The 13,909-nt window shown below is 65.9% G+C and carries 14 protein-coding genes; 4 read left to right on the top strand and 10 right to left on the bottom strand.

Annotation, left to right across the window (positions count from 1 at the left end):
* The 7 genes from WAW17_RS20585 to WAW17_RS20555 all read right to left on the bottom strand — a co-directional run.
* On the bottom strand, positions 1-295 hold a 295-nt coding region (locus WAW17_RS20585; RefSeq protein ID WP_422334768.1), incomplete at its 3' end, for a biotin/lipoyl-containing protein.
* A gap of 7 nt (positions 296-302) precedes the next feature.
* The gene (locus WAW17_RS20580) at positions 303-1,277 is read right to left on the bottom strand and encodes an alpha-ketoacid dehydrogenase subunit beta (RefSeq protein WP_422334767.1); all 975 of its coding nucleotides are present in this window, start codon (positions 1,275-1,277) and stop codon (positions 303-305) included.
* Positions 1,274-2,293 carry a pyruvate dehydrogenase (acetyl-transferring) E1 component subunit alpha gene (pdhA, locus tag WAW17_RS20575; protein ID WP_422334766.1) on the bottom strand — a complete coding sequence of 340 codons (1,020 nt, stop codon included), beginning with the start codon at positions 2,291-2,293 and terminating at the stop codon, positions 1,274-1,276. Before pdhA ends, WAW17_RS20580 begins: the two co-directional genes overlap by 4 nt.
* A complete protein-coding gene (gene acsA / locus WAW17_RS20570) occupies positions 2,290-4,059 on the bottom strand; it encodes an acetate--CoA ligase (RefSeq protein ID WP_422334765.1) in 1,770 nt (589 codons plus the stop codon). The genes pdhA and acsA overlap by 4 nt, the downstream gene beginning before the upstream one ends.
* Before the next feature lie 59 nt (positions 4,060-4,118).
* Positions 4,119-4,400 (bottom strand): dsRBD fold-containing protein, encoded by a 282-nt coding sequence (locus WAW17_RS20565; protein WP_422334764.1) that lies wholly within the window; start codon positions 4,398-4,400, stop codon positions 4,119-4,121.
* Positions 4,397-4,873: an Hsp20/alpha crystallin family protein gene (locus WAW17_RS20560; protein WP_422334763.1), complete on the bottom strand. Its 477-nt coding sequence runs from the start codon at positions 4,871-4,873 to the stop codon at positions 4,397-4,399. Before WAW17_RS20560 ends, WAW17_RS20565 begins: the two co-directional genes overlap by 4 nt.
* Positions 4,874-5,023: 150 nt before the next feature.
* The gene (locus WAW17_RS20555; protein ID WP_422334762.1) at positions 5,024-5,296 is read right to left on the bottom strand and encodes a three-helix bundle dimerization domain-containing protein; all 273 of its coding nucleotides are present in this window, start codon (positions 5,294-5,296) and stop codon (positions 5,024-5,026) included.
* A 189-nt stretch (positions 5,297-5,485) separates the two neighbouring features.
* Here WAW17_RS20555 and WAW17_RS20550 point away from each other — a divergent pair, with 189 nt between their 5' ends.
* The 3 genes from WAW17_RS20550 to WAW17_RS20540 are packed head-to-tail and all read left to right on the top strand — an operon-like array spanning position 5,486 to position 8,529.
* Positions 5,486-6,031 carry a GNAT family N-acetyltransferase gene (locus WAW17_RS20550; protein WP_422334761.1) on the top strand — a complete coding sequence of 182 codons (546 nt, stop codon included), beginning with the start codon at positions 5,486-5,488 and terminating at the stop codon, positions 6,029-6,031.
* A gap of 11 nt (positions 6,032-6,042) precedes the next feature.
* Positions 6,043-7,545, top strand: coding sequence for an AAA family ATPase (locus WAW17_RS20545; RefSeq protein WP_422334770.1), 1,503 nt, complete (start codon positions 6,043-6,045; stop codon positions 7,543-7,545).
* Between the two features lie 30 nt (positions 7,546-7,575).
* Positions 7,576-8,529 carry a 1-phosphofructokinase family hexose kinase gene (locus WAW17_RS20540; protein ID WP_422334760.1) on the top strand — a complete coding sequence of 318 codons (954 nt, stop codon included), beginning with the start codon at positions 7,576-7,578 and terminating at the stop codon, positions 8,527-8,529.
* 130 nt (positions 8,530-8,659) lie between these two features.
* On the opposite strand, the gene ppsA is transcribed toward WAW17_RS20540, so the two are convergent.
* The 3 genes from ppsA to WAW17_RS20525 form a co-directional block, all read right to left on the bottom strand.
* Complete coding sequence (gene ppsA, locus WAW17_RS20535; RefSeq protein WP_422334759.1) at positions 8,660-11,065, bottom strand: phosphoenolpyruvate synthase; 2,406 nt, start codon at positions 11,063-11,065, stop codon at positions 8,660-8,662.
* Positions 11,066-11,268: 203 nt separating this feature from the next.
* Positions 11,269-12,195, bottom strand: a complete 927-nt coding sequence (locus WAW17_RS20530) for a 3-oxoacyl-[acyl-carrier-protein] synthase III C-terminal domain-containing protein (protein ID WP_422334758.1) — start codon at positions 12,193-12,195, stop codon at positions 11,269-11,271.
* Positions 12,179-13,282: a 3-oxoacyl-ACP synthase III family protein gene (locus WAW17_RS20525; protein ID WP_422334769.1), complete on the bottom strand. Its 1,104-nt coding sequence runs from the start codon at positions 13,280-13,282 to the stop codon at positions 12,179-12,181. The genes WAW17_RS20530 and WAW17_RS20525 overlap by 17 nt, the downstream gene beginning before the upstream one ends.
* Before the next feature lie 198 nt (positions 13,283-13,480).
* On the opposite strand from WAW17_RS20525, the gene WAW17_RS20520 reads away from it, so the two are divergent.
* A partial coding sequence (locus WAW17_RS20520) for an HPP family protein (protein WP_422334757.1) occupies positions 13,481-13,909 on the top strand: 429 nt, incomplete at its 3' end.

The raw sequence follows: 13,909 nt of genomic DNA, 5'->3' as shown, positions 1-13,909 counted from the left end.
GCGCTGCTTCGCGCACGACGGCCGCTTCCCGCACCGGTTCCTCGGCTGGTTCCGCCTCACCCGGCTCGAGCAGGCTCGCCATCGCGGCTCCCACCGACACCGTGGTTCCCGGTTCGACCAGCAGTCGGTGGACGGTGCCGTCGCGCCAGATCTCCACGTCGACAGCAGCCTTCGCCGTGTCGACCGTTGCCACTGCCTGACCCCGCTTCACCTCGTCGCCGGGTTTCACCAACCACTCGGTCAGTGTCCCCTCCTCCATGTCGGAGCCGAGCGACGGTAGCGCGAAATCGAACATCGATACCTCATTCCTTACCCATCACGGCCAGGGCGGCGGCGGTGATCGTGTCGACCTGCGGTAGTGCGATCTGCTCGAGATGCTTCGCGTACGGCACGGGCACCTCGGCGCTGCACACCCGCTGAGGAGGAGCATCGAGATCGTAGAAGTTGTCCTCGACGATACGTGCAAGGATCTCCGCGGCAAGACTTCCGCTACGCCACCCCTCGTCGACCACCAGCGCACGGTGCGTCTTTCCGACCGAGTTCGCGATCAGCTCTCCATCGAGGGGCCGCAGCACCCGCAGGTCGACGACCTCGGCGTCGATACCCTGCGCTGCAAGGAGGTCCGCGGCCGCCAGCGTCTTCGGAAGCGAACCACCGTAGGTGATGAGGCTGATGTCGGTGCCTTCCCGTCTGATCCGTGCCGAATCGATGTCCACGGCCTGGGGCCAGTCCAGATCCGCCGAGGTGTTGTACAGCTGCACGTGTTCGAAGATGATCACCGGGTCGGGATCGGCGAGTGCCGCGCCGAGCATGCCGCGGGCATCGGCGACCGTCGCCGGCGCGAGGACCCGGATGCCGGGAATGTGCGCATACCAGTTCTCGAGGCTGTGCGAATGTTGTGCGGCGAGTTGCCGTCCCGCACCCGTCGCCATGCGGACCACCACCGGGACGGAGAATTGACCACCGGACATGTGCCGCAACGACGCCGCCGTGTTGACGATCTGATCGAGGGCGAGCAGGCTGAAGTTCACGGTCATGACCTCGACGATCGGCCGCATGCCCCCGATCGCCGCACCGATACCCACACCCACGAATCCGAGTTCGGAGAGCGGTGTGTCCCGCACCCGATCAGGCCCGAACTCGGCCAGCAGCCCCTTGGTCACCGCGTAGGTGCCCCCATAACGCCCGATGTCCTCCCCCATCAGGAAGACCCGCGGATCTTCGGACAGTGCTTCCCGGATCGCCTCCCGCATCGCCTCGCGGTACGTGGTCTTCATCGTGCCCCCTTTACCGAGTCGGCGGGCGTCACGACATCGCGCAGGAGATCCTCGGGTTCCTCCCAGGTGCCTGCCTCGGCGAACGCGACCGCGGCGTCGACTTCTGCCATGACGACCTCGTCGATCCGGAGGAACTCTTCTTCGGAGAACATGCCGAGCGCCTTCAGTCGCGCCGAGTAGGTGTGGATCGGCCCGCGGGTCTTCCATTCCTCTACCTCGGTTTTGTCGCGGTAGAGCTCGGGGTCGAACATCGAGTGGGCACGGAACCGGTAGGTCTGGAACTCGATGAACAGGGGGCCACCGGTGGTTCGGACGTGCGCGGCGCCCGATCGGGCCGTGCCGTGACTGGCGATCACGTCCATACCGTCGGTTCGCAGGGTCGGAACGTTGAAAGCCGCCGCCTTGACGCACAGGTCGGTCTGGGATTCGGAGCGTTCGAGCGCGGTGCCCATGGCATACAGGTTGTTCTCGCAGCAGAACAGCACCGGAAGTTGCCACAACGAGGCCAGATTCATGGACTCGTGGAACACGCCCTCGGCCATGGCGCCTTCGCCGAAGAAGCACGCGGTGATCCGGTTCCGGCCCTGCATCTTGTCCGCCATCGCCAACCCGACGGCGAGCGGCAGACCGCCCCCCACGATGGCGTTGCCGCCGTAGAATCGGGTGCTCGCATCGAACAGGTGCATCGATCCGCCGCGGCCCCGTGAACATCCTTCACGTTTGCCGTACATCTCGGCCATGATCGCGTTCATCGATACGCCGTGGATCAGCGCGTGACCGTGCTCCCGGTAGGTGGCCACCACGGCGTCCCCGGGGAGCAGCGCGTGCAGGGCGCCGACCGCGACGGCTTCCTCACCCACATACAGGTGCAGGAACCCGCGTATCTTCGCGGCGCCGTACAGTTCTGCCGCCTTCTCCTCGAATCGCCGGATGCGGAGCATGTCGGTCAGCAATTGGACGGCGAAAGCCTTGTCGTACGGGAAGTTGCTGTCGTGAGACGAATCGCTCCCGGTCATCCGCCTGCCTCCAGGGTCGAGGTGTCACCTTCGGGCAGGCCCAATTCGCGGGCTTTGAGGAGTCGACGCATGATCTTCCCGCTCCGGGTGTGGGGCAGCACGTCCACAAAATCGATTTCCTTCGGTGCGACGGCGGCGCCGAGTTTCTTGCGGGCGTACCCGAGTAGCTCGCGGCGTAGTGCGTCGTCGGCCGTCCAGCCGCTCTTCACCGACACGAAGGCCTTCACCACCTCGCCGACCATCTCGTCCGGTTTGCCGATCACGCCGGCCTCGGCGACGGCCGGGTGCTCCATGAGGATGTTCTCCACCTCGAACGGTCCGATGAGGTGGCCCGCGGACTTGATGACGTCATCCGCCCGGCCGATGAACCAGTAATATCCGTCGGCGTCGCGTTTCGCGAGGTCACCGGTCAGGTACCAGCCGCCGGCGAAGCACCGGCGGTATCGCTCGTCGTTGTGTAGGTAGCCGCGGAACATGGCGGGCCATCCCGGTCTCAGGGCGAGTTCGCCCTCGACGTCCGGCTCCGAGATCTCGGTCACGGTGCCGTCACGGGACCGGGTGACGATGCCGGCGTCGATGCCCGGAAGCGGACGACCCATCGACCCCGGTTTGATGTCGAAGCCCGGGGTGTTGGCGATCATGATCCCGCCGGTTTCGGTCTGCCACCAGTTGTCGTGGATGGGATGGCCGAGAACGTCCCGCCCCCACACCACGGCGTCCGGGTTGAGTGGTTCGCCGACGCTGGCGATGAACCTCAGGTGCGGGTACGAGTATTTCCGGGCCAGTTCCGGACCGGATTTCATCAGCATGCGAATCGCGGTGGGTGCGGTGTACCAGACCGTCACCGATTGCTCTTCGAGGATGCGGTACCACCGTTCGGCGTCGAATTCGGCGGTGTCGACGATCGAGGTGACCGCATGCAGCAGCGGGGTGATCACCCCGTACGACGTGCCGGTGACCCAGCCCGGATCCGCGGTGCACCAAAAGATGTCCGAAGCGTGGAGGTCCAGGGCGTATCGGCCGGTCGCATAGTGGGTGGCGACGGCGCCGTGCACGTGGACGGCTCCTTTCGGGGTGCCTGTCGTCCCGCTCGTGAAATGGAGCAGTGCGGGATCGTCCGCACAGGTCGGAGTGATGTCGGCGTCGTCGTCCACCTCGGCCATCGCACTCCGGAAATCGACGGTGCCGGGCAGATCGGTGGGTTGGGCGTCGCCGCCGACCACCAGGATGTGCTCCAGCGACGGAAGGTCGTCGCGTATCTTCTCCACCCGGCGGTGATACAGGAAGTCGGTGGTGACGAGCACCTGGGCCTCGCCGAGCCGAATTCTCGTGGCCAGCGGTTCGGGGCCGAACGCGGAGAAGAGCGGTGACACGATGCAGCCGTTCCGCAGTCCGCCGAGGATCGCGATGTACAGCTCGGGGACACGCCCGGTGTACACGTACACCCGGTCACCCTTGCCGATTCCCAGCTTCCGCAGCACGTTGGTGAATCGCCGTACCCGGACGGCGAGATCACCGAAGCTGAGATCCTCGGTGACGAGACCGCCCGTGGCGTCGACCCCGGTGACGAATCGAAATGCCGTCCTGTCCCGGTGCGGCCCGTCGGCATGACGGTCCACCGCGTAGTAGGCGAGGTTGCACCCGCCGGGTGCCGGACCCAGTTCGCGTTCGATGTCGGCCCACGAGAACCGGGCCCGTTCGCCGTCGTAGTCGGTGAAATTCGGCGGATGGCCGACATCGATGGGCGATCTGTGAATGATGTCCATGGGACTCCCGTCATCTCTGCCGGCCGTTGTCGCCGTGTGCCGTCACTCGGTGTGGGCAGTCAGCCCTCGAGGTGGATGGTCTCGCGGGTGACCGCTTCGAGGTCTGCGGCCGTCGTCTCGATGAGCTGGTGGGACAGGTCCGCGAGTGCGCGCGCGGCCGCCAGTTCGTCACCGATTTCGGGAACCTCGGTGTCTTTCGGATTGCGACGGGCCAGCCCGGTCCCCACGAAGGTCGTGGCGTCGTGGGTGCGCAGGCGAGCCTCCGCCCTGGTCCGCGACCCGTGCTCCTCCGACTCGTGCTCATCGATGACGATGTCCACCGTCCACTTCTTCTCTTTCACTTCGACTCTCCTTCGTTCGTCTTCGCCGCCGACGCATCTTCCGCGGCCTTGGTCTCGGCAACCTTGATCTCGATGTGCTTTTCCGCAGCAGCAGGCTCGCCGACGGCCACCGAGACCGTCAGAATTCCGCGGTCATAGGTGGCCTCGATGTCGTCCTCGTCCGCCCCTGGGGGAAGAGTCATCGAACGGACGAACGATCCATAGCTGAATTCGGACCGGCCTTCTTCGGTGTGCTTCTCCGTGCGTTCGGCCTTGATGGTGAGCTGACCGTCACGAACGGTGATCTCGATGTCCTTCTCCGGGTCGACATCGGGGACTTCGGCGCGAAGAGTGTAGCGACCGTTCTCGATCCGGTCTTCCACGCGGATCACGTGAGTGTCATGGAAGGGACGCAGACCGATCATCGATCCCCACAGATCCGACAGTTCGGGCAGCAGCGCGCGAGATCGTCGGGACGGGGTGGGCAGACTCATGATGCTCTCCTGGGTGTGTGTGATGTGTCTGTTTCTCGATTAGACGTTCCGGACCGGCCCGGAGTAAGGGCATGGGGTCCCCGAAAGTGAGTGACGTTCGTCGTCCGGCCCCGCGGCGAGAACCTGCTCGCACGCTGCCCGTCCCTGCCCTCATACGGAGCTCCGGTGGGCGCCGTCGCAGACGTCGGGCGGGGGTCCCTCGAATTGCTCTCGGGCCGTGAGGAGTCGCTGACGCGCCAACCGTTCGGCGAGTTCCGGGAGGTCCGGTGCCGGGACGCCGGTGAGGTCGCGGATGCTGTCGGCGACGACACGACTGATGGCGGTGGGTGAGAAGCACGTCTCGAATTCGGGTGTGAGCCGTTCGATCACCTCGGAGCGCACGGACGGGCACGGCCTGTGGGCGTCCGGGTTCTTGTCGGTCATCCGTCTCGGAATCCTTCCGTGTGCCGTTGCCGCGTAGAGACCGCGTAGAGACACTGTTCAGCATCGGCAGCGAACAGGAGAATGAATAGAGGCTTAGGACCGTTGTCGGTTGCTTATGCCAACGGCACCCCGCTCTGCGTGCCACCATTCAAGGGAGTACCCACTACCGACCGGATCGGGTGATATCGAGTGGTCATCACGACGAACGAGGCGCACCATGTCACGGTGCGTCGCCTGGGACCCGAGGACCGGAAGGCTGCGACGGACGTGTATGAACGGCTCACCGAGCGCGACGCCTATCTGAGGTTCTTCGGGTCACGCCCGAAGAAACTCGGGAAGCTGATCGGATCTCTGTGTCTACAGGACGAAGGACACTGTGCGGTCGGGGCTTTCGTGGACGGCAGGATGCTGGGGGTGGCCAACTATGTGCCGCCCGCGGGCACCGTCGGAGTACCGGTCGAGGTCGAATTCGCCATCGTCGTCGATCACGACGAACAGCTTCACGGAATCGGCACGCTGCTGCTCACCCGTCTCACCGACGAAGCGCGCAGGCACGGAATCCAGCAGCTGAGAGCGGAGATGCTGGCCGAGAACACGGTGGTGCTGCAGCTTCTGCGCGACCTCGGTTGGTCCGAAGCGCTCCGGCGGGAGGGTTCGCACATCTGTCTGGATCTTCGTCTGCAGGACGAATCAACGGCAGTCGACGAACTCACCGACCGAGGAACGACAGCGTGAACGGCGACACCATGCCCACCCCGGGGGACATGAACGTGGCCGGGAGAGAAACGCACACCGCACGTGTCGTGATGGTCGGTGACGTGGTCTACAAGGCCAAGAAACCGATCCGCACGGATTTTCTCGACTTCAGTACCGTCGAGAAGCGGCGGCAGGCCTGTGAGCGTGAAGTAGAACTCAACAGGCGTTTCAGTTCCGATGTCTACCTCGGCGTCGCCGAACTCACAGATCCCGGAGGCGGACCGCCCGAGCCGCTCGTGAAGATGAAACGCATGCCGGACGACCGCCGGCTCGCGACCCTGATCACCCGCGGTGAGGAACCTGCCGAGGTCCTCGACGAGATCGCGCGGCTCCTCGCCCGTTTCCACGCTCACGCGAGACGCGGACCGGATGTCGACGAGGACGGGACGCGCGATGCGGTGGCTGCGCGGTGGCGCGCCAACGTCGCGGAGGTATCCGACTTCGACTGCGAAACACCGTCGACCGAGGAGATCACCGAGATCGGCCGGCGCGGCCAGCAGTACCTGGCCGGACGTAAGCGGCTCTTCGCCACCAGAATTGCCGACGGCCGTGTGGTCGACGGACACGCGGATCTCCTCGCCGACGACATCTTCTGCCTGCCGGACGGACCCCGGATCCTGGACTGCCTGGATTTCGACGACCATCTCCGGCATGTCGACGGTGTGGACGACGCGGCGTGCCTGGCCATGGATCTCGAATATCTCGGCCGCGCGGATCTCGCCGCAGCGTTCCTCCGCCGTTACTGTGCCGAGGCCGGTGACGACCCACCTCGGTCACTGATCCACCATTACGTCGCCTACCGGGCATTCGTCCGGGCCAAGGTGTCCTGCCTGCGCTACACGCAGGGGTCGCCGAGCGCTCTGCCGGATGCGCGCAACCACTCTCGGCTCGCGCTCGATCACTTGCGGGCCGGAACGGTGCGGCTGGCGTTGATCGGCGGGCTTCCCGGTTCAGGCAAATCCACCTTGTCACGCGCGGTGGCCGAACGCTGCGACGCGGTCCTTCTTTCCAGCGACCATGTGCGCAAGGAATTGGCGGGGGTACCACCGGATCTCTCGCAGGCCGCCGAGTTCGAGCAGGGCTTGTACAGCGGACCCATGACCGGCCGGACGTATGCCGAACTTCTCCACCGGGCGCGGGATCTCCTCGCGACAGGTCGCTCGGTGATCGTGGATGCCTCATGGGGCTACCCGCGTCTGCGCGAGCGTGCCGCCCAGGTGGCGAGCTGTGCCCACAGCGACCTCGTCGAGATCGAATGCACAGTCCCCCGCGACGTGGCGATCAACCGGATCAGGACCCGCCCGCACGGGGAATCCGATGCCACCGCCGACGTGTACGATGCCATGGCCGCACGGGGCACGACCTGGCCGTCGGCCACCCAGGTGGACACCACGGCGGACATCGCCGAATCGTCGCGTGCGGTGGAATCGCGGTGGGAGGCAACCGACGGATGGCGGAACTACGAATGCGTGACCGTCCAGCAGGACGGCTGAGCGCCCCACCTCGGGAGGATCGGAGGATACATGCCCGACATCGTGACGTTGACGATGAACCCTGCACTCGACATCACCACGAGCACCGGCCGGGTGATGCCGACGAGCAAGATTCGGTGCGACGCGCCACGGCGGGATCCCGGTGGTGGCGGCGTCAACGTCGCGCGTGTGCTGCAGGTGCTCGGACGGCCCGCAACCGCGGTGTTCCCCTCCGGCGGCCACTGCGGCCGGGCGCTCGAGGATCTGGTCGCCACCGAGGGCGTGGCCCTGCGCACCGTCACGATCCGCGGTTCCACGCGTGAGAGTTTCACGATCAACGAGGAGAGCACGGGTCTGCAGTACCGGTTCGTCCTGCCCGGTCCCGTACTCACCGCGATCGAACAGCAGTCGTGCCTCGAGTTGCTGGCGAGAGTCGCGAGAGATGCCGTGTTCGTCGTGGCCGGCGGTAGCCTGCCGCCGGGTGTGCCGGTGGATTTCTACCAGCGCGTCGCCGACCTCGTGGCGCCGTTGGGGGCCCGCCTGATAGTCGACACCTCGGGTCCCGCACTTCGACAACTTCGCCGGGGCATCTATCTGGTGAAGCCCAGCATTCGGGAGCTCCGAGAATGGGTCGGACAGGAACTGCCGACCCGCGCCGACCAGGTCGCCGCGGCCAGGACACTGATCGGGGACGGCGTGTGCACGGTGCTGGCCCTGTCTTTGGGCGCAGACGGGGCACTGCTCGTCACCGCCGACGAGGAGGAACATTTTCCGTCCGTCGACGTGGATGTGGTCAGCGGTGTCGGTGCCGGTGACAGCATGGTCGCGGGCATCACGTTCGGCCTCAGCTGCGGCTGGGCGCTGCGCGACGCCATGCGATACGGCATCGCGGCGGGAGCAGCCATGCTGCGCACCCCGGGCACCGCTCCGTGCCTCCGCAGTGATGTCGAACTCTTCTACTCCCAGCTCGCGGGCGCCGGCAGCGCCGTCCCCGGGGCGGGCTGAGATTCCCTTCCCGGGGCGGGCCGAGTTTCACCGTCGGCCTCGATCGCACTGGGCGCGAGTGGCGCTGTCCTCCGAGTGGCGCTGTCCTCCGAGTGGCACTGTCCTCGTTGGGGCGGGAGTGCCGGTCGCCCTATCGCGTCTCGCTGACACTTGTGCGCTCGAGCTCGGCCTCGACGTCGAGCACGTACCGGGTCGTCTTGAGCACAGTGTCAGGGTTGAGGCTCATCGAATTGATACCGATCTCGACGAGGTAGGCCGCCATGTCGGGGTAGTCGGAGGGCGCCTGACCGCACAGCCCGGAATGGATGCCGTTGCGGCGACATCCTTCGACGGCAAGCCGGATCATCTCCTTCACTCCATCGTCGCGTTCGTCGTAGTCGAACGCGACGATCTCGCTGTCGCGGTCGACACCGAGGGTCAGCTGGGTCAGATCGTTGGATCCGATCGAGAAGCCGTCGAACCGTTGCGCGAACTGGTCGATGAGGATGACGTTGTTCGGGATCTCGCACATTGCGTACACCTCGAGCCCGTTCTCCCCGCGGGTGAGTCCGAGTTCGGACATCCGCGCGAGAACTTGGTCGGCTTCGGCGACACGCCGCACGAAGGGGAGCATCAGGATGACATTGGTGAGGCCCATTTCCTCGCGGACGCGTTTCATGGCACGGCATTCGAGCGCGAAGCCCTCGGCGTAGGCGGGATGGGCGTAGCGAGATGCTCCGCGGAAGCCGAGCATCGGATTGGCCTCTTCTTGCTCGAAGTCGGCCCCACCGAGGAGGCTCGCGTATTCGTTGGTCTTGAAATCAGACATTCGCACGACCACGGGTTTGGGCCAGAAGGCCGCGGCGATCGTGCCGATGCCTTCGGAGAGACGCTCGACGAAGTAAGACTCCCCGTCCGGGTAGGCCCTCGTCAGACGGGCCAGCGTCTCCCGCGTGTGCGCGTCGGTGACCTTCTCGGGGTGAAGCAGGGCCAGCGGGTGTGCCTTGATGTATTCGCCGATGATGAACTCCATCCGGGCCAGCCCGACACCGTCGTTGGGCAGGAAGGAGGTCTTGAAAGCGAGGTCGGGATTGCCGAGGTTGAGCATGATCTCGGTGGCCGGGCGGGGAAGGTCGCCGATCTCGGTCCGATCGACGCTGAAAGCGACGTCACCGGCGTACACCCGCCCGGTGTCGCCCTCGGCGCAGGACACGGTCACGACCTGACCGGCGGGCACGCGGGTGGTGCCGTCGCCGGTCCCGACGACGGCGGGGATGCCGAGCTCACGGGCGATGATCGCCGCGTGGCACGTGCGTCCGCCGCGGTTGGTGACGATGGCCGCCGCAGTCTTCATCACAGGCTCCCAGTCCGGGGCGGTCATATCGGCGACGAGAACCTCGCCCGGTCGGAAGTCCGACAGCTGGCTGACGTTCTCGATGAGGCGGGCGGTGCCCGAGGCGATCTTCTCACCCACCGAGCGTCCCTCGGTGACGACCTCGCCGTGGCCGTCCATCGAGTAGCTCTCGAGCACGGTCCCTCCACGTTGGGAGGTGACCGTCTCCGGGCGAGCCTGCACGATGTACAGCCGGCCGTCGATGCCGTCCTTGGCCCACTCGATGTCCATCGGGCGTCCGTAGTGGCGTTCGATCGTCAGCGCATGCTCGGCGAGTGTCACGACGTCGGCGTCGGTGAGGCAGTAACGTGCGCGGTCGGCTTTAGGGGTCGGCATGTTGCGGGTGGTGTTCTTGGTCTCGCCCTCGACGAGGACCATCTTCACCGCCTTGTCTCCGAGCAGGCGGCGCAGCACGGCTCGATGGCCGGCCTCGAAGGTGGGCTTGTGGACGTAGAACTCGTCCGGGTCGACAGCGCCCTGTACCACGTTCTCTCCGAGCCCGTAGGCGCCGGTGATGAACACGACGTCACGGAATCCGGACTCCGTGTCCAGGGTGAACATCACCCCGGCCGAGGCCACATCGGAGCGCACCATCTTCTGCACGCCGACCGAGAGCGCAACCTTGAATTGATCGAATCCCTGATCGACGCGGTAGTGGATGGCCCGGTCGGTGAACAGGCTGGCGAAGCAACGACGACAGGCGTCGAGCAGACTCTGCTCACCCTTGACGTTGAGGTAGGTGTCCTGCTGGCCCGCGAAGCTCGCGGTCGGCAGATCTTCGGCAGTGGCAGAGCTTCGCACGGCGAGGCTCACGTCCGGGCCGTATTGGTCTTGCAGGCGCCGGTATCCGTTGAGAATGTCCGCGGCGACGTCCGCGGGCAGGCCCGCACCGTAGACAATTTCGCGGGCACGCTTGGCGCGGCGGGCGAGGTCGGCCACATCGGTCGGGTCGAGGGCATCGAGCGCGTCGTGAAGCTGCTCCCATGCGCCGGTCTCCTCGAGCATGTGGCGGTATGCCTCGGCCGTGATCGCGAAGCCGTTGGGTACCTCGACCCCCTGAGCGGACAGTTCGCGATACATCTCGCCCAGCGAGGCGTTCTTCCCGCCGACCAGCGCGATGTCGTCGATCCCGAGTTCCTCGAAGAATCGGATATAACTCGTCATTATCGCTCCTTCTGTAATCGGACCGGCTCAGCGTCCCTCGGGTCGAACCCCCTCCGGAAACAGATCCGGCAAAATTCGTTACCCGACAACGACACTCAGCGGAGGTCCTCCTCGGCTCGATTCGGTGAACACCGTGGTGATGCGGACGGTACAGGGTCCGAAGTCACCCCGCGAGGAGAACGGATCCGCTTGCTGGATCTCGGTCAACCGTGGCCCCTTACCCCGTTGGAGGCAGACCCGTTCGAACTCGTCACCGGCGGCTCGGTGTAGAGCGCGGCGCCGGCGGTGACACCCGCACCTGCGGCCACGACCAGGGTGCGGGTGCCCGCGGGCATGCGGTGGTGTCGCCCGCGATCGAGACCCGCGACGAGCGCGGCAGTGTGCATCGATTCATCGTCCCCCACCGTGATCCGGGATTCGGCGATCCCCAGTCGTTCGGCGAGGGCGAGACGGAATCCGGAGCGGGCCGGTGCCGCCACGATCGAGTCGACGTCGGACAACCGGAGCGATTCTCGGCGCAGGCATTCGGTGAGCGCGGCCACCGCCGCATCCGCGTACCGTTCGTCCAGCATGTCGGACTCGGTGATCCGCAGGACGTTGCCGGTGTCGACCTGCCCGACCGTGGCCCGGAACGACTCACCGCCATCGGGAGTGTTGACCCACGACACGTGCCCGAGTCCGGGTTCGCCGTCGATCCACCTGCAGAGCACCGCTCCCCCTGCCGCGGTGAACGGAAATCCCTCGCTCAGGTTGTGGCCCGGATCGGCGTCGCTGGCGACCACCAACGCGTGCTCGATCGTGCCCGAGCGCAGGAACCCGTCGACGATCTGCAATGCGGTCAGGACTCCGCAGGTGCCGTTGGCGACGTCGAACGAGAACGTACCGTGGGCGTCCGGGTGTGGATTCTCGGGGTGGGCCCCGACATCTTCTTGGATCATTGCGGCGAGGGCGGGCTCACCGAGGTTACGGTCGCGGTACAGTCCGGCATTGATGAGGAGATCGAGGTCGTCGGCTTCCCGGCCGGCATGCTCGAGACAGTTCTTCGCCGCAGTCACCGCGACCTGAAGCGCGCTGTGCCGGTGGAGCCGACCAGCACGCGTGACCACCATCCGCTCAATGACCGTGCCCATAGCGACCCACCAATTCTTCGTCGACGGTCAGCAGAACCACACCGATCTCGAGGCCGGACGCCAGCGAGATCAACGCCACGGTCTCGCCGGGTTGTATGCGCCCGGCTTCGAGTTCCTCGATGAGGGCCACGGTGTGGGTCGTCGATGCCGTGTTCCCGTAGCGATCGACGGTGATGACCGGGTCGTGACGCGGGGATTCACCGAACGAGGTCTCGAGCTCGGCCATGCCTTTCCGGATCGCTCGCGTCGAAGTCTGGTGCGCGATCACGTGATCGATGTCGTGCAACGAGATCCCGACCGCGTCGAGGACCTCGTGCAGCAGCATGGGTGTGGCGGCGATGGCTGCCTTCTGCAGCGCGCGCGACTTGGTGAACATGCGGGCGCCGGGATCCCCACCTGTCGGATATCCCAGGCACAGACGGCTGTGGTCGGCCACCGTCGTGAAGCCGGCGATCCGTATCCCGCCGGAGCCGGCGGAAGCGCGTTCGAGGACCAGCGCAGCACCCGCGTCGCCCAACGTCAACGACGCGAGCTCACGGCTCATGATGTTGCGGATGTGCTGGGCGGCGTTCTGACCGAGCTGGGAGATGTACTCGCCACTCACGACGAGGGCGCGCTCGATGATCCCCTGGCGAATCCAGTTGTTCACCACCGTCACTGCGGTGAGCATGCCCGCGCAGGCATTCGAGAGGTCGAAGGTCATGGCCTTGTCGGCACCGAGTGCGTGTGCGACCGCACCGCTCATCGTCGGCTCGAGCCATTGCGTGAGGCCGTTTCGAAATTTCGTGATGCTGCAACTGATCACGGCGTCGAGCGAGTCGGCTGTCCGCCCCGACTTGGTCAGGGCGTCCCGTCCCGCGGTGACGGCCAACGAGTAGGAGTCTTCGTCTCCCACCGACACACGCCGCTCCCGCACGCCCGTCAGTCGTTCGAGATCGATGTTCGTCGTGTGGCGGGTCGACGCCATCAAGTCATCGGTGGTGAGATGCGTGGCGGGCAGATGCCGGCCCGCGCCGGCCACCCGGGTCCGGTACGGCGCCCGCGGATCCTCACCCTCGGTCTCCATGACGAGCCAGTGTTTGACCATGGTGTCGTCCACCTCCATTACTCACACATTCCCTTCCACCGTACGGCGAAACCAGAGCATTTGGGCCCTTCTCGGGCCCGCTGCCGATCGCCGATCGGCATGTCACCCGGCCGCATGCGCGGAGCACCAGGTGAGGTCCTACGGCTCTTGCCGCAGGCGCCCGCGAAGGTCAGGCTGATCGGAACGAAAGGAATGGTTATGCGCGCGCGACACATCATGAGCAGCCCGGTCACCACCGTCACCGGATCGACACCGATCGACGAGTGTCTCCGGATAATCGGTACCTCTGCGTTCACAGTCCTGCCTGTCGTCGACGATGCACATCACCTGGTGGGCATCGTGACCGAGGGCGACCTCCTGCGAGAGAAATTCCGGACGAGTGACAGCGGCCGCGAAGGTGGGGCGGGCACCGCCACGGCGGCGGACACGATGACCAGGCCGGTAGTGACGATGACCGCCGATGCCGAGGTGAGCGAACTGGCGTCCCGCATGCTGCGTTCCGGGCTGCGCGGGATCCCGATCGTGCACGAGCAGGACGTCATCGGAATCGTGACCCGGCGTGATCTGATCGGCGTACTGCTGATGGACGACGCGCGGATCGCGAAGGAAGTGCAGCACCGGCTCGAC

The sequence above is a fragment of the Rhodococcus sp. (in: high G+C Gram-positive bacteria) genome (genome assembly GCF_049286785.1).
Taxonomy (GTDB): domain Bacteria; phylum Actinomycetota; class Actinomycetes; order Mycobacteriales; family Mycobacteriaceae; genus Rhodococcus_F.
Note: the sequence above shows the minus strand (reverse complement) of the source record. Positions and strands in the feature narration are given on the sequence as shown.